Annotated in this window: 22 protein-coding genes; 6 read left to right on the top strand and 16 right to left on the bottom strand. The window is 61.0% G+C overall.

The window, feature by feature from the left end:
- Positions 1-39: 39 nt before the first annotated feature.
- Positions 40-618 (bottom strand): DedA family protein, encoded by a 579-nt coding sequence (locus K5607_RS06490; protein WP_221048574.1) that lies wholly within the window; start codon positions 616-618, stop codon positions 40-42.
- A 182-nt stretch (positions 619-800) separates the two neighbouring features.
- The gene (locus tag K5607_RS06485) at positions 801-1604 is read right to left on the bottom strand and encodes a ZIP family metal transporter (protein ID WP_054772721.1); all 804 of its coding nucleotides are present in this window, start codon (positions 1602-1604) and stop codon (positions 801-803) included.
- 128 nt (positions 1605-1732) lie between these two features.
- Here K5607_RS06485 and K5607_RS06480 point away from each other — a divergent pair, with 128 nt between their 5' ends.
- A complete protein-coding gene (locus tag K5607_RS06480) occupies positions 1733-2206 on the top strand; it encodes a gamma-glutamylcyclotransferase family protein (protein ID WP_221048573.1) in 474 nt (157 codons plus the stop codon).
- Here K5607_RS06480 and flgJ read toward each other — a convergent pair.
- From flgJ to K5607_RS06425, 11 genes are all read right to left on the bottom strand, one after another.
- Entirely contained in the window at positions 2159-3304 is a 1146-nt protein-coding gene (flgJ, locus tag K5607_RS06475) for a flagellar assembly peptidoglycan hydrolase FlgJ (RefSeq protein ID WP_221048572.1), read from the bottom strand. The genes K5607_RS06480 and flgJ overlap by 48 nt on opposite strands.
- A gap of 13 nt (positions 3305-3317) precedes the next feature.
- Positions 3318-4424 carry a flagellar basal body P-ring protein FlgI gene (locus tag K5607_RS06470; protein ID WP_221048571.1) on the bottom strand — a complete coding sequence of 369 codons (1107 nt, stop codon included), beginning with the start codon at positions 4422-4424 and terminating at the stop codon, positions 3318-3320.
- Between the two features lie 10 nt (positions 4425-4434).
- Positions 4435-5154, bottom strand: coding sequence for a flagellar basal body L-ring protein FlgH (locus K5607_RS06465; RefSeq protein WP_054772717.1), 720 nt, complete (start codon positions 5152-5154; stop codon positions 4435-4437).
- Between the two features lie 17 nt (positions 5155-5171).
- Complete coding sequence (gene flgG, locus K5607_RS06460) at positions 5172-5957, bottom strand: flagellar basal-body rod protein FlgG (protein WP_054772716.1); 786 nt, start codon at positions 5955-5957, stop codon at positions 5172-5174.
- 34 nt (positions 5958-5991) lie between these two features.
- Positions 5992-6735: a flagellar basal body rod protein FlgF gene (locus K5607_RS06455; RefSeq protein WP_221048570.1), complete on the bottom strand. Its 744-nt coding sequence runs from the start codon at positions 6733-6735 to the stop codon at positions 5992-5994.
- A gap of 31 nt (positions 6736-6766) precedes the next feature.
- The gene (flgE, locus tag K5607_RS06450) at positions 6767-8086 is read right to left on the bottom strand and encodes a flagellar hook protein FlgE (RefSeq protein ID WP_221048569.1); all 1320 of its coding nucleotides are present in this window, start codon (positions 8084-8086) and stop codon (positions 6767-6769) included.
- Between the two features lie 10 nt (positions 8087-8096).
- A complete protein-coding gene (locus K5607_RS06445) occupies positions 8097-8762 on the bottom strand; it encodes a flagellar hook assembly protein FlgD (RefSeq protein WP_221048568.1) in 666 nt (221 codons plus the stop codon).
- A 17-nt stretch (positions 8763-8779) separates the two neighbouring features.
- A complete protein-coding gene (flgC, locus tag K5607_RS06440) occupies positions 8780-9211 on the bottom strand; it encodes a flagellar basal body rod protein FlgC (protein ID WP_054772712.1) in 432 nt (143 codons plus the stop codon).
- 2 nt (positions 9212-9213) lie between these two features.
- Positions 9214-9612: a flagellar basal body rod protein FlgB gene (gene flgB, locus K5607_RS06435; protein ID WP_054772711.1), complete on the bottom strand. Its 399-nt coding sequence runs from the start codon at positions 9610-9612 to the stop codon at positions 9214-9216.
- 166 nt (positions 9613-9778) lie between these two features.
- Positions 9779-10627, bottom strand: coding sequence for a CheR family methyltransferase (locus K5607_RS06430; RefSeq protein ID WP_246598970.1), 849 nt, complete (start codon positions 10625-10627; stop codon positions 9779-9781).
- Positions 10628-10667: 40 nt separating this feature from the next.
- Positions 10668-11618: a chemotaxis protein CheV gene (locus K5607_RS06425; RefSeq protein ID WP_054772709.1), complete on the bottom strand. Its 951-nt coding sequence runs from the start codon at positions 11616-11618 to the stop codon at positions 10668-10670.
- Positions 11619-11696: 78 nt separating this feature from the next.
- Here K5607_RS06425 and flgA point away from each other — a divergent pair, with 78 nt between their 5' ends.
- A complete protein-coding gene (flgA, locus tag K5607_RS06420) occupies positions 11697-12386 on the top strand; it encodes a flagellar basal body P-ring formation chaperone FlgA (RefSeq protein WP_054772708.1) in 690 nt (229 codons plus the stop codon).
- 5 nt (positions 12387-12391) lie between these two features.
- Here the strand turns inward: flgA and K5607_RS06415 are convergent, their stop codons facing one another.
- Together K5607_RS06415 and K5607_RS06410 are read right to left on the bottom strand one after the other, a co-directional pair.
- The gene (locus K5607_RS06415) at positions 12392-12766 is read right to left on the bottom strand and encodes a hypothetical protein (protein ID WP_156302275.1); all 375 of its coding nucleotides are present in this window, start codon (positions 12764-12766) and stop codon (positions 12392-12394) included.
- Positions 12767-12802: 36 nt separating this feature from the next.
- The gene (locus K5607_RS06410; protein ID WP_221048567.1) at positions 12803-13288 is read right to left on the bottom strand and encodes a glutathione peroxidase; all 486 of its coding nucleotides are present in this window, start codon (positions 13286-13288) and stop codon (positions 12803-12805) included.
- A gap of 183 nt (positions 13289-13471) precedes the next feature.
- Between K5607_RS06410 and K5607_RS06405 the strand changes: the two genes are divergently transcribed.
- The 3 genes from K5607_RS06405 to K5607_RS06395 all read left to right on the top strand — a co-directional run bounded on the left by K5607_RS06405 (position 13472) and on the right by K5607_RS06395 (position 16565).
- On the top strand, positions 13472-14917 hold the full coding sequence (locus K5607_RS06405) for an alkaline phosphatase family protein (protein WP_054772706.1): 1446 nt from the start codon (positions 13472-13474) through the stop codon (positions 14915-14917).
- Positions 14918-15243: 326 nt separating this feature from the next.
- Positions 15244-15774 carry a hypothetical protein gene (locus K5607_RS06400; RefSeq protein ID WP_221048566.1) on the top strand — a complete coding sequence of 177 codons (531 nt, stop codon included), beginning with the start codon at positions 15244-15246 and terminating at the stop codon, positions 15772-15774.
- A gap of 368 nt (positions 15775-16142) precedes the next feature.
- Positions 16143-16565 (top strand): REP-associated tyrosine transposase, encoded by a 423-nt coding sequence (locus K5607_RS06395; RefSeq protein ID WP_217994832.1) that lies wholly within the window; start codon positions 16143-16145, stop codon positions 16563-16565.
- A 469-nt stretch (positions 16566-17034) separates the two neighbouring features.
- Here the strand turns inward: K5607_RS06395 and K5607_RS06390 are convergent, their stop codons facing one another.
- Positions 17035-17694, bottom strand: a complete 660-nt coding sequence (locus tag K5607_RS06390; RefSeq protein WP_221048565.1) for a class I SAM-dependent methyltransferase — start codon at positions 17692-17694, stop codon at positions 17035-17037.
- 332 nt (positions 17695-18026) lie between these two features.
- Here K5607_RS06390 and K5607_RS06385 point away from each other — a divergent pair, with 332 nt between their 5' ends.
- Positions 18027-19247, top strand: a complete 1221-nt coding sequence (locus K5607_RS06385; protein WP_221048564.1) for an RtcB family protein — start codon at positions 18027-18029, stop codon at positions 19245-19247.
- The last annotated feature ends 5 nt before the right edge of the window (positions 19248-19252 follow it).

The raw sequence follows: 19252 nt of genomic DNA, 5'->3' as shown, positions 1-19252 counted from the left end.
ACCGAGGAGCCCCAGGCCGCCGAGGCCTGAGGCCGAAACTCACGCGCTCTCGCCGTTGCGCTTGGCTCGGCGGGCGGAGATGTTGGAGTGGATGAATCCGGCCAGGGCGACCGCGCAAATGAGGCCCAACACCCAATACTCGTATTGTTTGGCGTTGTTCAGCGCCAGCTCCACGGCCTGGCCGAAATAGTAACCCAGCAGGCCGAACGTTACCGCCCAGGTGGCGGCGCCGAGGAAGTTCAAAACGAAAAACCGGATGGGCTTGAGCCCGCTGGCGCCGATGACGAAAGGCGTCACGTTGCGGATGCCGTAGAGAAAACGGAAGCCCAGAATCACCGGCACCTGGTGGCGGTGCAGCAGGTCGAAAGCTTTTTGCGACTTGAGCCGCCACGCTTCACGCTTTTCCAAAAACTTGATGCCCTTGGCGCGGCCAAGGAAGAAAAACGTCTGGTCGCCGGCGAACGTCCCCAAAAAAGCCGAGAGTATCGCCAAAGTCAGACCCAAATGTCCCTCGTGGGCCAAATAACCCGCAACCAGCAAAATGGTCTCCCCTTCCAGGAAAGTCCCGATGAACAGGGCGATATAGCCGTATTGGGAGATGATTTCGTGCAGTGTCATAGCATCGGTAACCGAGGGATGTAAAACAGGAAGCCTCGGAAGGCTAGCCTCGCTGGATTGCGGTTTCGTGACAACGGCAGCCCGCTTCTAAGGAAGGCCCAGCGATCAGCGTACTCCTAGAGTAAGCGCTGGAAAGCCGTCCGCCAAGTCCTTGCATTCATCGCAAGGATCGGCTAAGCGCATCAGCCGCCGCCTTCGAAGCGATGGGCGAAACCGTGCACCCAATAGATCAACAGCACGCCGGCGACGATCATGACCATTTGCTCCACGGTCGCCTTGGCGTGGGTGCGCTTGTGCAAGGTGGGAATCAGATCCGCCACAGCGATATAAATGAAACTCGACGCGGCCACCGCCAGAAAATACGGCAGCAGGCCGCGCACTTCGCCGAGGCTCATATAGCCCGCCAAGCCGCCCACCACCGTGGACAGGCTGGACATCAGGTTGTAAATGAACGCTTTGCGCCGGCCGTAGCCGCTTTGCAGCAGGATGGCGAAATCGCCCACTTCCTGGGGAATTTCGTGGGCCGCCACAGCCAAACTGGTGACGATGCCCAGTTCCGGGTCGATGAGAAAAGCCGCCGCGATCAACACGCCGTCGACGAAGTTGTGGATGGCGTCGCCCAGCACGATGAGGGTGCCGGCCGGCTGGTGCAGGTGCAAATGCTCTTCCATGTGGGTGTGGGCTTCGCAATCGTGGGAATGGCAGTGGCGCCACAGCAACAGCTTCTCCAACAGGAAAAAGCTCAGAATGCCCACCAGCACGGTCATGAACAAGCCATGGGCGTGCTCCAACCCCGCCTGTTCCACCGCGTGGGGCAACAACCCCCAAAACGCCACGCACAGCAACGCGCCGATGGCGAAACTCACCCCGTGCGGCAAAGCCACCGAACGCTGCCGCTCCGGCAGCAACAGCAGCAAAGACGCCGCCAGAATGCTTAACACGCCGCCCACCAGCGTGAAGACCACGATCAACAGCAATAAACTCATACCCACCTTAAAAATCTTACCTGCCGAGTCTCGCCCGACGTCGGCCGGCCATTTTACGCGACAGGCCCCGCTTGTAGCCGATTTTCCATCGCCGGCGACCGGCGCGGCATCGAGCGGCGACCGTTAAAATGTCGCCCAAACACGCTTCCGCCCGCGAAATGCGCCGACCCCAGCGAAAATCGTCCGTCCCCCTGTTCGCCTACGGTACCTTGCTGCTGCCGGAAGTGATGCGCGCCGTCACCGGCCGGCAACCCGTCGGGCAACCGGCACGGCTGGAGGGATATGCCTGTCGCCTGCTGCGCAAGCGGCCCTATCCCGGAATCAGGCCGTCGCCGGGAGCCGTTACCACGGGGCTGCTTTACTGGGGATTGGATCGCCGGGCTTGGCGGCGGTTGGACGCGTTCGAAGACGACGACTGCTACGGCAAGGCGATCGTGACGGTGTTGGACGGCGCCAGCCGGCGCCACCAGGCCGTCGCCTATGCCGTCAAAGCCAAACATTACGGCGCATTAAGCGCCCTGCCCTGGTCGGCGGAAAAATTCCGCCGCCAACGGCTATGCGTTTTCCTCGCCGCTCTCCGACGGGGCCGGCTCGGCTGTTGAGGAATCGGCCACCGGCGCTTGTTGCGCCGGATCCGGCTCGGCCGGCGCCGCCGCCGCGACGACAGGCGCTTCCGTTGTCGTTGTCGTTGCCGGGGCCGTTGCCGCCGCTACGTTGGTTGCGCCGACATCGTAATCTTCCAGCTGGCGGTAAATGGCCAGCACCTTATTGGCGTAGCGAGGATCCGTGGCATAACCGGCGCGCTGCAAGCCAGCAAAGAACGCGTGCGGATCGTCCCCCTGTTCGATCGCCTGGGCGTAGCGGGGATTGTCCCGCAAAAACGCCACATAATCGTGAAAGCAATCCTTGTAGCTATCGTAGGCGCGGAAATAATCGGTTTTGCGCACCGGCACGCCCTGCACATACTCCAAAGTCGTGGTCGCGACGCGCTGCCCTTCCCAATCCTTGCCGGCCTTGATGCCGAACAAGTTGTGGCTGTCGCTCCCGTCGGCCCCGCGCACCGTATGCCGGCCCCAGCCGGTTTCCAGGGCCGCTTGGGACAGCAGCATTTTGGGGTCGACGCCCAGCTCCTTGGCGGCCGCCTCGGCTTCGGGCAACAGGTCGCGCAAAAACTGCTCCTTGTCGACGACGGGAGCGGTGCGCTTCGCGGCGGCCACCTGTATGGAAGCCGATCCTTGCCCGTGCAACGGCATAAACGCCGGCTTGGCGGATCGTTCGCCGAGCGGCAGGAATTTATCCGCGGGCTTGTGCACCGGCATCATGCGAACCGGGCCGTGGCGATAGTCGTCCAGGGTCATGCCCTGGGGCGGCTTATCCGCGCCGTTGGGGGATTTGGGGCCCAATTGTTTCACCAGCATGTCGGCGAAGCCGAAGTTGGAGTTTTTAGACAGCTGCAGCGCCATTTGCTGGTCGTGCATGTCGCGGAACGCCCGGATGCCGCTATTGTCCACCAGCTTGGACTCGAACGGCTCGCCGGCCTGGCGCATGTTTTTCAGCGTGGATTGCAGGAACAGCGCCTCGAACTGCTGGGCGGTTTGCTTGAGCGCTTCCGGAGACTGGGCGCGGGCTTGGCTTTTCAATTGAGCCAAACCGTTCAGGTCCGTGTAAACGTCGGCGCCTCTGGGACCGGCGGGCATCATGGCATCGCCTCCCTTAGATTACGATGAGTTCCGCGCGCAAGGCGCCGGCGCTGCGCAGCGCCTCCAAAATGGCCACCAAGTCGCTGGGCGCGGCGCCCACCTTGTTGACCGCCTGCACGATTTCATCCAAGGTGACGCCGGGCTTGAAGACGAAAGCGCGATTGGCCTCTTCCTTCACCGACACCTGGGATTGCGGCGTCACCGCCGTATTGCCGCCCGCCAACGGGTTGGGCTGGCTGACTTTGGGATTTTCACTGATGGTGACCGAGAGGTTGCCGTGGGACACCGCCGCCGGCTGCACTCGCACGCTGCTGTTGATCACCACCGTGCCGGTGCGGGAATTAACGATGATCTTGGCGGCGGAATCGGCCGGACTGATGTCCAAATTCTCCACCATGGAAGTGAAGTCCACCTTTTGCGAAGGATCGCGCGGTGAAGCCACCTGGATGGAAATGCCGTCGATGGCGCGGGCGCTGCCTGCGCCGAAAGCGCCGTTGATGGCGGCGACCACCCGCTTGGCGGTGGTGAAATCGGCGTTGTGCAAATTCAGGACGATGTCGTCCGTTTCGTTGAACGGCGTCTGCACCATACGTTCCACCGTGGCGCCGCCGGGAATGCGGCCGACGCCGGGATTGTTGACAGTGATTTTGGAGCCGTCCTGGCCGCCGGCGCTCAAGCCGCCGACCACCAGGTTGCCCTGGGCGATGGCGTAAATCTGCCCGTCGGCGCCTTTCAGCGGCGTCATCACCAGCGAGCCGCCGCGCAAACTGGTCGCGTCGCCCACGGACGACACGGTGACGTCGATGGGCTGACCCGGTTTGGCGAAAGGCGGCAACTCGGCCGTCACCGATACGGCAGCGATGTTTTTCGCGTTGGGGTTAACGCCCGCCGGGATGGTGATGCCCAACTGCATCATCAGGTTGCGTAACGTCTGGCCGGTAAATTTGGTCTTGTCGCCGGTTTTCGGCAAACCCACCACCAAGCCGTATCCCACCAATTGGTTGTTACGCACGCCGGCCAGGGTAGCCACGTCTTTGATGCGCTCGGCCTGGGCCGGTTGAGCCAGCCACAAGCCGGCCAGGGAAATCAGGATCGCCGTTTTCACGCTGCGCCTTTGCATGGTCTAACTCCTAGAAGGGGAAAAAGACGCTGTTGAAGAAACGCGACAGCCAGCCCATGCGGCTGCCGTCGGCCAAAGCGCCTTCGCCGGTATAAACGATGGTGGCATCGGCGATTTGCGTGGATAGGATGCTGTTGGTGGCGTCGATATCCTGGGGCCGCACGAAACCGGCCAAGCGAACGTATTCGTCGCCGGTGTTGATGGTCATGCGTTTTTCGCCTTGTACGCGCAAATTGCCGTTGGACAGCACTTCCACCACCGTCACGCTGATGCTGCCGGTGAGGATATTGCTCTGATTGCTGTCGCCCGAGCCTTTGAAATTCTTTTTGTTGCTGAATTCCGAGTCGAACACTTCGTGGGCCGTGTTGTAATCCCGATTGAAAATCCGATCGGCGATGCCCAGCAGCTTATGGGGATTTTGCCCGAACAACACCGGCGCGCTGGCGGCGAGGGTATCCTCCTTCTTGACCTGCTGGTCGGCCTTCTTCTTGGCGTTGTTGTTCTCCACCAGCTTCACCGTCAAGATGTCGCCGACGCGGCGCGCCACCTGGTTTTCGAATAACCGCATGTCGGTGCCGGCCTGAAAGATGGAACCGGTGCTGTAGACCGGCGCGGCCACCTGGGGCGGGCGGGCCGGTGCGTAAGCGGGATCCCGCGCCAAACCGGGCGTGGCGATCGTGGAGCAACCGGGCAAAAGCAGCAATGCCGCGTAGGGAAACCAGCGTTTCATGGCGCGCCTCCAGAACCTTATAAGTGGTTGTTGACGAAGGCCAGCATTTCGTTGCTGGTGGAGATCGCCTTGGAATTCATTTCGTAGGAACGCTGGGTCTCGATCATGCTCACCAGCTCCTCCACCGCGTTCACATTGGACGTTTCCAGCGCGCCTTCGCTGATGGTGCCGATGGAATCCTGGCCGGGAATGCCCAAGTTGGGCGCGCCGCTGGCGGCGGTTTGCCGAAACAGGTTGTTGCCGATGGGCTCCAGGCCGGTGGGATTGATGAAATAAGCCAGGTTGATCTGGCCCAGGTTATTCACGGCGCCGGTATCGTCCGTCACCGAAAAAGTCCCGTCGCTGCCCACGCTGATGGATACGGCGTTCTGCGGCACGACAAAAGCCGGCTCCAGCGGATTGCCGTCGTTGGTGACCACTTGGCCGTCGGCGGTCAGCTTGAAGGTGCCGTCGCGGGTGTAGGTGATCTGCCCGTCCGGCATCAGTACCTGGAAAAACCCCTTGCCGTTGATGGCAAGATCCAGGCTGTTGCCGGTTTGGACGATATTGCCCTGGGTGTGGATTTTTTCCGTAGCCACCGTGCGCACGCCGGTGCCCATTTGCAGCCCCGACGGCAACGTGGTCGTCTGGGTTTCCTGTGCGCCCACTTGACGAATGTTCTGATACATCAAGTCGGCGAACAAGCCGCGTTCTTTCTTGTAGCCGGTGGTGTTGACGTTGGCAAGGTTTTGCGAGATCAGCGACAAACGCGTCTGCTGCGCGTCGAGGCCGGTTTTGGCAATCCATAGAGCGGGTGCGGTCATGATACTGCTCCGATAATTCTTCTATTAATAACGCCTAGCTCAGTTTCATGATTTGAGACGCCGCATTTTCGGTGTCCTCAAAAGTTTTCATCATCTTGATGTTCATCTCGAACTGGCGCTGCAAATCGATCATTTTCACCATGGACTCCACCGGATTTACGTTGCTGCCTTCCAGGGCGCCGGAGATCAACGTCACGTTGGCGCTGACCGGAGCGGCTCCGCCGCCTTTCATGCGCATCAGGCCGTCCAAGCCTTTTTCCAATTGATCCTGGGACGGCTCCACCAGTTTGATCTGAGTGATCGCCGCGGCAGCATCCGGGTTGTCGCCAACAGGTATTACAGTAATCGTGCCATCGTTGCCGATGCTGATACTCTGGTACGGAGGCAGCGTAATCGGGCCGGCATTGGACAAAACCGGCAAACCGTTGCCGGTTACCAGCATGCCGTCGGGCGTAATTTGCAGGTCTCCGGCACGGGTATAAGCCTCGCTGCCGTCCTTGGCCTGCACGGCGATCCAGCCGCTGGGCTGTTGCACCGCCACGTCCATGTCCCGCCCGGTGGTGTGGATGCCGCCCGGCTTGAGGCTGGTGCCGGGACGTTCGGTCATGGAGTACACCCGGGACGGAAGACCCGCCCCGAATACCGGCATGCTGCGCGCTTGCTCGAAATCCGCGCGGAAGCCGTCGCTGTTGACGTTCGCCAAATTGTTGGCGTTGATTCCCTGCGCCAGGAAAATCTCCTTGGCGCCGCTCATGGCGATGTACAAGCCGCGATCCATGACCTATCCCCCTACTCTCTATATCCAGAATTTACCGGACGTTCAGCACCGACTGCATGATCTGGTTCTGCGTCTGGATGCTCTGCGTGTTGGCCTGGTACATCTGCTGGGCAACGATCAGCTGCACCAACTGGGTCGCCATATCCACGTTGGACGCTTCCAAGGCGCCCGCGTGTATGACGCCGAAATCGCCCACGCCTGCTTCACCGTACACGGCCGAGCCGGACGAGGTGTTTTCCGCCCAGCGGGAGTCGCCCAGCTTGGTCAACCCCTGGTTGTTCTGGAAGCGGGCCAGAGCCACCTCGCCGAGGATCGTGGAAGCGCCGTTGCTGTACTTGGCGGAAACGACGCCGTGTTCGTCGGTGGAAACGCCGATCAAGTTGCCGCTGGCATAACCGTCCTGGGACAAGGTGTTCAAGCTGGACGCCGTGCCGTATTGGGTGGAACCGGCAAAATCGATCGCCAGCGAGTTGGCGTTCGTAGCGCTGCCCAACGTCGCGCCGCCGGTGAAAGCCGGGATGCCGGCCGCGGTAATGGTCAACCCCGTGGTGGTCGCGGTGACGTTGGCGTTGGTGGACGTCACGGTGGTCAGCGCACCGGATGAGTTGAACGTCAACTGTCCCATATTGTTGGCCGGCGTGGCGCCGTCGAAGGCGTAATACACGTTCCAGGTGTTGCCCGGAGCCGCTTGCTTCTTGTAGTAGCTGCTGAGCGTGTGGCTGCCGCCCTGGGAGTCGTAAACGGTCACGGAAGTCTGATAGTCCGCCGTCGTCGTCGGGCTCGCGGCATTCCAGACCGGCGCCGTCGAACCGGCGACGCCGTTGGCGACCAGCGACGAGTTGAGGTTCAGCGCAGTGGTCGCGCTGGAAGTCGCCTTGGGCTGCGACTGGCCCGTGGTAATGCGCAGGGGATTCATCAAGCCCGTGCTGAAGCCCGCCGCCGCGTTGGTCGTATCGTTGGGTTTATAAGCCATCAGCACGTTGCCGGTGTTGTTGACCACATAACCGTTGTCGTCGACGTGGAACTGGCCGTCGCGAGTAAAGCTGCGCGCATTGGGGCTGTTGACGTTCAACCCCAGCACGAAGAAACCCTCGCCGGATACGGCCAAGTCCAAGCTATTTTCGGTAAAGTTCAAGTTGCCCTGAGTGAACTGCTGGGCCACGTTGCCTACCTTGCCGCCCGCACCCGGAGTGGTTTTGGCAACACCCGCCACGGTCGTGGAATACACGTCCTGAAACTCGGAACGGGACTGCTTGAAACCCGCCGTTTGAGCGTTAGCCAGGTTGTTGCTGGTTACCGACAACATGTTTTGCGCTGCGCTAAGGCCGCTAAGTCCAGTAGTAAAGGTCATGACACGTCTCCTAGAAAATTTCGCTTACGTCGTTTAAACCAACCTGACGACCATCTTGCAAATTAAATGCCCCCGAGCCATTGAGATTGACGCTGGCGACCTGGGCTTGCAAATACATCTTCTCCTCTTCCAGCTTGCCGTCGACGGAGGCCTCCGCTTTGAAGGTGTAGCTGCCGGCCGCCGCCTGGGTGCCGTCGTCCTTACGTCCGTCCCAAGTGAAGTTCGCCTTGCCGCTGTCGTGAGCCCCCATATCCATGACGCGAACCACATCGCCGTGGGAATCCGTCACCGTGACTTTCCAATTTTCCGTGGTGCTGGGCAGCTCGACCTGGCCTTTGACCTGGCCGCCGGCGGCCAAATCGGCGTTATCGCCGGCCACCAACACGGAGCGTCCGATCATCGAAGAGGCCTGGAAGACGCGGCCGGCGCTCATGGCGTCCACCATGGTCTGAATGCCGCTCGACATATCCTTCATGCCCTGAATCTGGCCCATCATGGACATTTGCTCCAAGAGCTTGCTGCTGTCCTGGGGGCTCAGGGGATCCTGGTGCTGCAACTGCGTCGTCAGCAGCTTCATGAAATCCGCCTGGTCCAACTGTCCGCTTTTCTTTTTCGCAGCAGTCGCGGCCTCCGTGGCGAGTCCGGCTTGTTTAGCTGTGCTGATATCAAAACTCATAACTGCATGCTCCTAAGTTATTGGCCCATTTGCAAAGTTTGCATAATGAGTTTTTTGGCGGTGTCGAAAACATTGACATTGTCTTGGTAGGACTGGGAAGCGGAAAGCATGTTCGCCATTTCCTCCACGGTATTGACGTTGGGGCGGAAAATATAACCGTCGGCGTTGGCCAAAGGATGATCGGGCCGGTACTCCATGCGCAACGGCGCCTGGCTTTCCACCACACCCAAGACCTCCACGCCGCTGGCGCCTTGCACGCCCCCCTTGCCCGCCTGGTCCATGGCGTCGGCCAATTGGGCGGAAAATACCGGTTGGCGCGAGCGGTAGGTCTGGTTGATGCTGCTGCTCACCGTTTCGGCATTGGCCAAGTTGCTGGCCACCAGATTCAGGCGGGTATTCTGCGCCGCCATGCCGGAACCGGCGATATCGAAAACCTTGAAGGTAGACATGGTTACTGTCCTTTGATGGCGGTCAGCAATCCGCCGATTTTGCCGTTGATAAAGCGCAAACTCGCTTGATAGGCCACGGCATTGTCGGCAAAAGCCACCTGCTCGTCTTCGCCTTCCACCGTGTTGCCGTCCAGGGACGGTTCCGACGGGACGCGGTACAGCGGTTCCGCAACGCCGCGCGCCGCCGCATCGCCCAAATGACGCGCATTGGTCGCTTGCAAGGACACACCCTCCGACGTCCCTAACTTCTGGCGCAACACGGACTCGAAATCAATGTCGCGGGCCTTATAACCGGGGGTGTCGGCGTTGGCCAAATTGGCCGCCAGCAGCGACGTCCGCTGTTCCCGCAAGGACAAGGCCAGCGGATGCACGCCAAAGGCTTTATCGAAATTAATTGCCATCGCACACGGTCTCTTGAATGGTTTGCCATTAAAGATGCACGGTGTGTGCCAATGGCTGAGCGGGCGGCTGGCGCGGAACGAAGGGCATTTTTGCCGGAGCGGCCGGCCCATCGGCGGCAAAAGTTGCCGGCCTAGCGGCAATGAACGGCCGCGAAGCGGCGGGGGATCAGGATTTCAGGCGGTAGTAACGTACCGACGCGGTGCCGACCGGTTCAAGGCAATCCAAGCCGCGAGGCAGCGCCTCGGTGCTGCTGAGCAGGAAATAACCGCCCGGATTGAGGCAGCGAGCCATGCGGGAGATCATGTCGCGCTTCACGTCCTCGGAGAAGTAGATGAGCACGTTGCGGCAAAAAATCACGTCGAACTTGCCCAGGGCGGTATAAGGCTTAAGCAAATTGAATTGCTGGAAACGCACCCGCGACGTCACCGCGTCGCTAAGTTTCCAGCCGCCGTGGACCTGCTGAAAATAGCGGCTCCGATATTCCGGGCTTAGCCCCCGCGACAAGGCCAACTCGCTGTAAACCCCCTGCCGGGCCTCGGTCAACACCGTGGTGGAAATGTCCGTGCCGAGAATTTGCACGATTTTTTTCGGTCCGATGCCGGCCACCGGGTTACGCCAGAAATCCTCCACGCACATGCTGATGGAGTAAGGCTCTTGCCCGCTGGAGCTGGCGGCCGACCAAATGCGCAGGGTGCTGGCGCGGCTTTTCACCAGTTCGGGGAGGATCACGCGGCTGAACTCCACGAACTGATTGGGATCGCGGAACCAAAACGTTTCGTTGGTGGTCATGGCGTCCACCACGCGGGCCTGGATCGCCAAACTGGCGGTGCCGGCACGCAAGGATTTGACCAAATCGCTCACGGAGGCGTAATCCGTATCGCGCAGCACGCCAGCCAAACGGCTTTTGACGAGGTATTCCTTACCCTCGTTCAATACGATGCCGCAGGCGTCGCAGAGAAATTTCTGCAACACCTTGAATTCGTCCGGGGTGATTTCCAGCCTGTTCGGCAACACGGCGGTGGGGTTAAACGTCAGGCCTAGAAGGTAGGGTCCGTCACTCTGCGGTAATCCGCAACAATTGGCGATGCTCTATCAGCCGATGCTGCACCAGGGCGGCCAATTCGTCCGGCATGTATTTGGCCAGGAATTTGTTGGCGCCGACTTTTTCCACCATGGCCTGGTTGAATACGCCGCTGAGGGACGTGTGCAGAATCACATGGAGATCCTTCATGCGGGGATCCTTGCGGATATTGGTGGTGAGGGTGTAGCCGTCCATGCGGGGCATTTCCACGTCGGAAATCACCATGGACAAAAACTCGGGCAGGGATTTCCCTTCCGCGATCCACCGCTCCAGCGTTTCCAGCGCGTCCTGGCCGTCTTTGGCCAGGGTGCATTCGACCTTGAGCGCATCCAGCACCCGCTTGACCTGATTGCGCGCCACGCTGGAATCGTCCACCACCAGCACGTGCTGGCCGGCGTTGGCGGAGGTGTCGTCGATGACGCCGTCGGAAATCTGCTCGCTGGCGCCGATGACTTCCTTCATCACCTTTTCCACGTCGATGATTTCCACCAGCTCGTTGTCGAGCTGGGTCACCGCCGTCAAATAACTCTCTTTGTCGGTCCCCTTGGGCGGCGGCTTCATCTGCCCCCAGTCCATATTGACGATACGGTCCACGGCGGAAACCAGGAATCCCTGCACCGAGCGGTTGTATTCGGTGATGATGACGTAGCCCGCGTCGACGCCGCCCCGCGTCATCGGCCTGGCGCCGATGGCCATGGACAAATCCATCACCGGAATGGTTTTGCCGCGCAAATGGGCGATACCGCAAATCACCGAATTGGATCGGGGAATCTGCGTCAAATTAGGGCACTGGATGACTTCCTGCACCTTGAATACGTTGATGCCGTACCGCTGCCGAGTGCCCAATTTGAACAGCAGCAACTCCAAACGGTTGTGCCCGGCCAATTGGGTACGTCTGTCTACGCCATCCAGAATTCCAGCCATGCCTCGCTCCCGCGAATGTTTTTCAAGTTATTATAACGCGCGACGCCCCCCGCGCCGCGATTTGACGCCCATCACAGAATGCGCCGACTACCCCCCGTTCTCCTGCTCCTCCTTTGGGCCAATTGGGCCTGGAGCGGCGAAAGCCAATCCCACGCAGCCATCCTGGATACGGCGCGCAATTACCTGGAAAACCAGGTCGTGCCCGCCGGCAGCGACTACCGCATCGACCTCAGTCCCATCGAAAGCCGCTTGCAGCTAACTCCCTGCGACGGATCGCTGGAAGCCTTCAACCTGAGCGACAAGCGGGCCTGGGGCCGCATGACCGTCGGCGTCCGTTGCCTGGGCAGCAACCCCTGGACCGTTTACATCCGCGCCAAGGTCAGCATCCTGCAAACGGTGCTGGTATTGCGCGAATCCCTGCCCAAGGACGCCTTCGTGACTTCCGCCCACCTGGACTTCGCGCAACGGGACGTCGGCGAGCTGCGCGGCGGCTATTTCACCGAGCCGGAACAAGCGCTGGGCCGGCGCGCCATCCGCACATTGGCCGCCGGCACCGTATTGACGGGCAATGTGCTGGAAACGCCGAAAATAATCAAGCGCGGCCAAAAGGTTTCCATTCGCCTGCACAACGGCACTCTCGGCGTGCAAATGGACGGCACGGCCCTCACCGACGGCGAGCCCGGCCAGCGCGTCCGCGTAAGAAACGAAAGCTCCTCGCGCATCATCGAAGGCACGGCCGTCGCGCCCGGCGTGGTGGAAGTCGACTAATCCCCTCAGTTCGGCGCCGCCTGGCGCATGGCCTGCATGCCCATCACCTCGCGGATCAGGCCCCGCGCCGCTTGGGTGCGGGTCTTGCGCAAATAGCGGTCGGCGATCTGCTCCGGCACTTTCTCCGCCGTAAAGGCGTCGCGCATGGGCTGCAGCTTCTCCTCGCAGGCTTTCAAAATATTGTCGGTCACCGCGCGGGGGTCCTGCTTGTTGTTCGCCTGACCGCGCAACTGTTCGCCGATGCACAACTGGTAAACCCCAGACGCCTTGTAAACCTTTTCCAAGGTCGACGTCTGCAACACCGTCTCCTGCCAATCGTCCTCCGCCGCCACGGCCGTCGCAGCCGCCGCCCAAACGCACAACGCCACAAGTAATCGCATGGATGCTCCTCAATATCGCTTAAAACAAAGCCAAAACTACGAACACAACTTCCGAATATCGTCCGCCAACGCCGACGGCGGCGTCATGGAACCGTAGCGCCGCACCACCGTCCCGTCGCGGCCCACCAGGAATTTGGTGAAATTCCACTTGATGGCCTCGCTGCCCAACACGCCGGGAGCGGCCTTTTTCAAATACCGAAACAAGGGATGGGCGGCGGCGCCGTTCACCTCGACCTTCTCCGACAGGGTGAAGGTCACGCCGTAATGCTTTTGGCAAAACGCGCCGATCTCCCCATGGCTGCCCGGCTCCTGCTTGCCGAACTGGTTGCAGGGAAAGCCGATCACCGCCAACCCTTGCGACCCGAACTCCTGCTGCAACGCCTCCAGCCCCGCGTACTGCGGCGTGAAGCCGCAGCGGCTGGCCGTGTTCACCAGCAGCAGCACCTTGCCGGCATAGTCGGCCAGCGACACCTCGCGGCCGTCCAGGGTTTTGAAAGCGAACTGATAAATGGGCGCGGCCATAACCGACTCCTAAAACGAATAAGCCATTGTAACCCCGGCGAAGCACAAGCCGACACAGCGGCAAGCCGCAGCGCCGCCGCCTTTCCTGCTACTATCGAAGGCGGTTCGACGGCTGCCGCAACGGAAGACCTCGCTTGGCAGAAACCGCGCCGAACCTCGCCACGGAAATAAGGAGGGTAAGGCATGTCCGCACTGAACAAAATCGAGCACTTCGTCGTGCTCATGCTGGAAAACCGCTCGTTTGACAACCTGCTGGGGCAGCTCTATCCCGCCGGCCCCGGCTTCAACGGCCTCACCGGCCGGGAAAGCAACCCCTACACCCCGCCCGACGGCCCGCCGCAAACCCTGGCCGTTTGGAGCAATGCGCAAGCCGACAGGCGCACCCTGCGCATCCCCACCCCGGACCCGGCCGAGCTATATGTGGACATGGCCCAGCAAATCTTCGGCAGCGCTACGCCCGGCGAGCAAGTGCCGGGCATGCAAGGCTTTGCCGACAACTACGCCAAAAACGGCGGCAAGCCGCGGGACATCATGCACTGCTTCCCGCCCGAGCAAGTGCCGGTGCTGAGCCTGTTGGCGCGCAGCTTCGCCGTGTGCGACCAGTGGCACGCCTCCGCCCCCTGCCAGACCTGGCCCAACCGCTTCTTCCTGCACACCGGCACCGCCAACGGCTACCCCAACAACTCGCCCACCCACTTCCCCTACCGCATGAACACGCTGTTCAACGAACTGGGCCATGCCGGGGTGGAATGGAAAATCTACTTCAACGACTTCCCGCAAAGCCTCACTCTGTCCAAACTGTGGCCGCACGTGGAGCGCTTCCGCTTCTACGAGGAATTCCGCGAAGACGCCAAGCACGGCAAGCTGCCGGCCTATACCTTCATCGAACCGCGCTACTTCCCCGATCTGGAATTCCCCAACGACCAGCACCCGCCCCACGACGTCACCTTCGGCGAACAACTGATCGCCGACGTCTACAACCACCTGCGCGCCTCGCCCTGCTGGGAAAAATCCCTGCTGGTCATCCTCTACGACGAACACGGCGGCTGCTACGACCACGCCCCGCCGCCCCTGGCCGTGCGCCCCGACGACAAACAAACCGGCCCCTTCGCCTTCGACCGCTACGGCATGCGCGTCCCCGCCGTGCTGGTATCGCCCTACATCCAGCCCGGCACCATCCTGCGCAACGCCCCCGACGGCCTCCCCCACCAAGGCCCACCCTACCCCTACGACCACACCTCCGTCATCGCCACCCTGCGCAAGCGTTACGGCATCACCCGCCCCCTCACCCGCCGCGACGAAGTGGCGCCAACCTTGGACGCCGTGCTCAACCTGGACAACCCGACCAACCACGGCCCGGACAGCATCCCGATACCGGTATGTGAAGTGCTGGAAGAAGAATTGGCCGCCGCCAGAGCAGCTCCCCTCACCGACTTCCAAAAAGCCGCCCATGAAGCCATGGCGGTGCTGCCGGCCTTGGGGCGGATGCCTGTGCTGGGGCAGGAGATGCAGGAACTGGAATCGTTGGTCCGGGCGCTATTGGGCAGATTAGTGGGCAGGGTTGCGCCGGGCAAAGCGCAGGAGGCGGCGCAAGCAATTCAGGCGGGATTGCGGCGGTTCCTGCCATAACATACGGACATGACAAACACGGCGCTTTGCATAAACTTTATTACACGGCAGAAATGTCATTTGCTTCACGTTATATGTAAAAAGGACCATCGCACTGAATCGCAATGAGCCACTCCAGGACTATATACGTAAATGAGAAATGGCTGGCCTTCTCTGAGAAGGTTAAGAGAAGAGATGGCTACAAGTGTTTACAATGCGATAGGGGCGCACTATACGTAACGCTGCAAGTTCATCATCAAATCTACGTGACAGGGAAAGCTCCATGGGAGTATGCCCTTAGTGACTGTCGTACCTTGTGCAAAGGATGTCACGCCAAAGAGCATGGATTGATTGAGCCAGATAGGGGGTGGACGCTACTCGCCATAGATGACTTGGGCGGACTCGATGGCATCTGTGAAAGAAAAGGTTGTGGCGCGGAAATTCGGTATGCACATACTACATACCACCCTAAATGGGGTTATATGATCGTTGGAAGTACCTGTATCGAGCATCTGACACAGGAAGATCGCCTTCTGAGTGGCAGCGTCATTCATCTGTACAATAACGTCAGTAACTTTGTTCACTCATCAGCCTGGGAAGGCGGCATTTCCAAGAAAGAAAAAAGATATATTTCTTCAACGTACAAACATCACCAAATTCGCATATACGGTGAGGAGCCATCTCATTCCTTCCAGCTTGCGTTGAAGGAAAAAGGCGTTCGATGGCACAAATTCGGTGAAGTGATTCAAGCTAAGGAAAAAAGCACATTGGCTGTGAAGGAGCTTGCCTATGTTGCTTTGCGAGGCACGTTGTCTGATAGCGAAGAGGAAAAACGCCTTCTGAGAAATTTGTATCGAGAACTGAAGTCGAACAAATAACAATGTATGCCGGCAATCCTTGCCGGCATGACGGCTTCACTTAACGGAATTGGCACAAGGGCGGTTACGGCTGCGACTAACCCGCCCTGCCCGACGACGCGGGTACTTTTTATCGTTCCCACGTTGCAACGTGGGAACGATGTAATTCACACTGTTGGCCAGAACAAACGCCACCGGCCGCGAGACCGGGCAGCCTTTCTCCCGGAAAGGTTGCCCAGCACGTAGGGCGGGTTAGCGTCCTCGCGTAACCCGCCTTTCGCGGGATTCGGCGGGTTACGGCTACCGCCTAACCCGCCCTACTTCGTGGTTTTTTTCAAACTTGGCGGCAATACCATTGCCGACTATTCACGGCGTGACATACTGATTCCATGCCACATTACATCCGTGCCTACGTTCCCGGCGGCTGCTATTTCTTCACCGTCGGGCTATTGGAACGCCGCCGGGGTTTGCTGACGGAAAATATCGACGCTTTGCGCGCCGCGTTCCGCGCGGTGCGGGCGCAACGGCCGTTCCGTATCGACGCCATCGTGGTGCTGCCCGACCATCTCCATTGCCTGTGGACCTTGCCGCCCGGCGATACCGATTACTCCACCCGCTGGCGCCTGATCAAATCCGCCTTTTCGCGGGCCATTGCCCCCGGCGAACGTTTGTCCGATCGACGCTTGCTGAAAAAGGAACGGGGATTGTGGCAACGCCGCTTTTGGGAACACGCCATCCGCGACTTTTATCGTTCCCACGTTGCAACGTGGGAACAATGTAATGAATCACGGGCGCGTTACCATTGCGCCTGACTCGTCCTAATTGAATCCCGTTTGCCGCGCCGAGCACCGCAGCTTGAGCCGGGAATAACCCGAAGGGCCGCCGCAGGATGCGGCGGGTCGGGCGTCAGGCCATGGATGGCCTGTCGGCCGACTCCCGGCTCAAGCGAGGAGCGCAGGGGACCGCGTTAGCGGCGCGGCAATCGGGTGGCCTTTTCTTTGGTTACTTTCTTTTGGCCAAGCAAAAGAAAGTAACCCGCCCGTGGGTGCGGCTAACCCACATTCAAATAAACCGCCGCGTAGCGGCACTTCCAATCTAATCCCCTCACCCTAACCCTCTCCCGGAGGGAGAGGGGAATGGACTAGGCTTTATCGTTCCGACATTGCAACGTGGGAATTCCAGCTTTCACCGCTTCGTCGGCCTGGGTATGTATCCCGCGGATTCGGCGGGTTACGCGAGGACGCTAGCCAGCCCTACCGCGTATGTCGTGAGCCATACGCCTTACAACACTCCATCCACCGCCACATGCCTATCGCTGACCACCCACACCCGTAGATGGTCCAAGCCTGTCGCCGCCAATTGGCCGGCGATTTCGTCCGGGGTGAAGGCGGCGCACAGGGAGTTATGGAAATCCCGCTGCAACACCGGCGGCGCGTCGGCGGCGTAGCGCCGGACCAGGGCTTGCGCCGCGGCATCGTCCGGCGGACGAAACAAGTCCATCACCAACACCAGGCTGCCCGGCCTGCCGTAACGGCGTACGGCCTGCCACAGCACGGCGGGATCGGGCAGGTGGTGCAGCAAGCTGTTGCTCAACAGCGCGTCGTAGCCGTCCGCCAGCCCGTGCGCCAGCGGCAAGCGGCCCTGGAGGAACCGCACCCGCCCGGCCAGTTCCGGCTGCCGCGCCAGGCCGGCCTCGGCGTAATCCAGCATGGCGGCGGCGCCGTCCAGGCCGTGCACCGTACAGGCGGGATAAGCCCGCGCCAAACGCAGGCAGATATCGCCCGGCCCGCAGCCCAAGTCCAGCGCGGTGCCGGCGAACCCGCCGCACAGCTCGCCGAACAACCGCACGAAGCGGCCGTTGGCCTCGGCGAAATCCGCCGCCGCATAGGCTGCCGCCTGCTCGGCGTCGTCCATCAGTTCGGGTTCCAGTTGGCGTTGCATGGCTTGTTTTCACCTGTTTGGTCGGAATGGGAACACTCGAACCGTTCGACGCCATCGCCTATTCCGCCGGATGCATTACGCTCCCTACGGCGCAATACGCGGAGCACCGCTGCGGGCAATCCTACACTCGAATACGGGTTACGAGTTTGAAGCCGGTGGTTTGCTGAAGCAACGGTAGGAGCGAGTCCTTCCCGCGAAACGGCGCCGGGCAGTAACAATGGCGCTGTGCCCTGATCGTCGCGGGCAGAGCCTACCCATCAACGGGCGCGGCCGGCTTAACGGAGGGCCCCATTCGGCCTACACTGTGAATCCCCCTCAGCGCCAGGCCCGCCATGCCCACCCCCAACTACGACACCGTTGACGTCCCCGGCGGCCACCCCATCAAGCTGTGGACGCGCGGCGTGCCGGTGGAAGCGGACGCCATGGAACAGTTGAAACGCACCGCCATGATGCCGTTCATCTTCCGCCACTTGGCGGTGATGCCGGACGTGCACCTGGGCAAGGGCTCCACCATCGGCAGCGTCATCCCGACCCTGCGCGCAGTGATCCCGGCGGCGGTGGGGGTGGATATCGGCTGCGGCATGATCGCCGTGAAAACCAGCCTGGACGCCGCCGACCTGCCGGACAACCTGGCCGGGCTGCGCCTGGCCATCGAGCGGGCCGTGCCCCATGGTCGCGCACCGGGCCGCCGCGACCCGGGCGCCTGGAGCAACCCGCCGGACATCGTCAACCAGGCCTGGGCGCGCTTGCTGCCGGAATTCCGCCGCATCGTCGAGAAATATCCCAAGCTGGCGAAAACCAACAACCACCATCACCTGGGCACCTTGGGCACCGGCAACCACTTCGTCGAAGTGAGCCTGGACGAAGCGGGACACGTCTGGCTGATGCTGCATTCCGGCTCGCGCGGCGTGGGCAACGCCATCGGCACCGCCTTCATCGAATTGGCGAAAGAGGATATGCGCGCCCATCTCGCCAACCTGCCGGACGAGGATCTGGCCTATTTGTCCGAAGGCACGCGGCACTACGACGATTACCTGCAGGCGGTGCACTGGGCGCAGGAATTCGCCCAGACCAACCGCGACATCATGATGGCCAACACCCTCGCCGCCTTGCGCAGCATCGTCGGCAAACCGTTCAAGGCCGACCTGGAAGCGGTCAACTGCCACCACAACTACGTGCAACGGGAGCGCCATTTCGGCCAGGACGTGCTCGTCACCCGCAAGGGCGCGGTGTCGGCGCAAAAGGGCCAGTTGGGCATCATCCCCGGTTCCATGGGCGCGCGATCCTACATCGTGCGCGGCAAGGGCAACCCGGAGTCCTTCTGCTCGTGCAGCCACGGCGCCGGCCGGCTCATGTCGCGCAACGAAGCCAAGCGGCGCTACAGCGTGGCCGATCAAATCCAGGCCACGGCCGGCGTCGAGTGCCGCAAGGACGCCCATGTGATCGACGAAATCCCCATGGCCTACAAAGACATCGACGCGGTCATGAAGGCCCAGTCGGACCTGGTGGAGGTGGTGCACACCCTCAAGCAGGTGGTGTGCGTCAAAGGCTGAAGCCG

This window comes from Methylogaea oryzae, from assembly GCF_019669985.1.
Lineage (GTDB): Bacteria > Pseudomonadota > Gammaproteobacteria > Methylococcales > Methylococcaceae > Methylogaea > Methylogaea oryzae.
The sequence above is the reverse complement of the archived record's forward strand: the minus strand, read 5'-3'. Positions and strand labels throughout refer to the sequence as shown.

Excerpts from the sequence above, each read along its gene's own strand:
- K5607_RS06415 (WP_156302275.1), bottom strand. The coding sequence starts at position 12,766 with ATGCGATTACTTGTGGCGTTGTGCGTTTGGGCGGCGGCTGCGACGGCC.
- flgJ (WP_221048572.1), bottom strand. The coding sequence starts at position 3,304 with ATGATGCCCGCCGGTCCCAGAGGCGCCGACGTTTACACGGACCTGAAC.
- K5607_RS06385 (WP_221048564.1), top strand. The coding sequence starts at position 18,027 with ATGCCCACCCCCAACTACGACACCGTTGACGTCCCCGGCGGCCACCCC.
- K5607_RS06425 (WP_054772709.1), bottom strand. The coding sequence starts at position 11,618 with ATGGCTGGAATTCTGGATGGCGTAGACAGACGTACCCAATTGGCCGGG.
- K5607_RS06485 (WP_054772721.1), bottom strand. The coding sequence starts at position 1,604 with ATGAGTTTATTGCTGTTGATCGTGGTCTTCACGCTGGTGGGCGGCGTG.
- K5607_RS06480 (WP_221048573.1), top strand. The coding sequence starts at position 1,733 with ATGTCGCCCAAACACGCTTCCGCCCGCGAAATGCGCCGACCCCAGCGA.
- K5607_RS06465 (WP_054772717.1), bottom strand. The coding sequence starts at position 5,154 with ATGAAACGCTGGTTTCCCTACGCGGCATTGCTGCTTTTGCCCGGTTGC.
- flgC (WP_054772712.1), bottom strand. The coding sequence starts at position 9,211 with ATGTCTACCTTCAAGGTTTTCGATATCGCCGGTTCCGGCATGGCGGCG.
- flgA (WP_054772708.1), top strand. The coding sequence starts at position 11,697 with ATGCGCCGACTACCCCCCGTTCTCCTGCTCCTCCTTTGGGCCAATTGG.
- flgG (WP_054772716.1), bottom strand. The coding sequence starts at position 5,957 with ATGACCGCACCCGCTCTATGGATTGCCAAAACCGGCCTCGACGCGCAG.
- flgB (WP_054772711.1), bottom strand. The coding sequence starts at position 9,612 with ATGGCAATTAATTTCGATAAAGCCTTTGGCGTGCATCCGCTGGCCTTG.
- K5607_RS06395 (WP_217994832.1), top strand. The coding sequence starts at position 16,143 with ATGCCACATTACATCCGTGCCTACGTTCCCGGCGGCTGCTATTTCTTC.
- flgE (WP_221048569.1), bottom strand. The coding sequence starts at position 8,086 with ATGACCTTTACTACTGGACTTAGCGGCCTTAGCGCAGCGCAAAACATG.
- K5607_RS06455 (WP_221048570.1), bottom strand. The coding sequence starts at position 6,735 with ATGGATCGCGGCTTGTACATCGCCATGAGCGGCGCCAAGGAGATTTTC.
- K5607_RS06470 (WP_221048571.1), bottom strand. The coding sequence starts at position 4,424 with ATGCAAAGGCGCAGCGTGAAAACGGCGATCCTGATTTCCCTGGCCGGC.
- K5607_RS06390 (WP_221048565.1), bottom strand. The coding sequence starts at position 17,694 with ATGCAACGCCAACTGGAACCCGAACTGATGGACGACGCCGAGCAGGCG.
- K5607_RS06490 (WP_221048574.1), bottom strand. The coding sequence starts at position 618 with ATGACACTGCACGAAATCATCTCCCAATACGGCTATATCGCCCTGTTC.
- K5607_RS06405 (WP_054772706.1), top strand. The coding sequence starts at position 13,472 with ATGTCCGCACTGAACAAAATCGAGCACTTCGTCGTGCTCATGCTGGAA.
- K5607_RS06410 (WP_221048567.1), bottom strand. The coding sequence starts at position 13,288 with ATGGCCGCGCCCATTTATCAGTTCGCTTTCAAAACCCTGGACGGCCGC.
- K5607_RS06445 (WP_221048568.1), bottom strand. The coding sequence starts at position 8,762 with ATGAGTTTTGATATCAGCACAGCTAAACAAGCCGGACTCGCCACGGAG.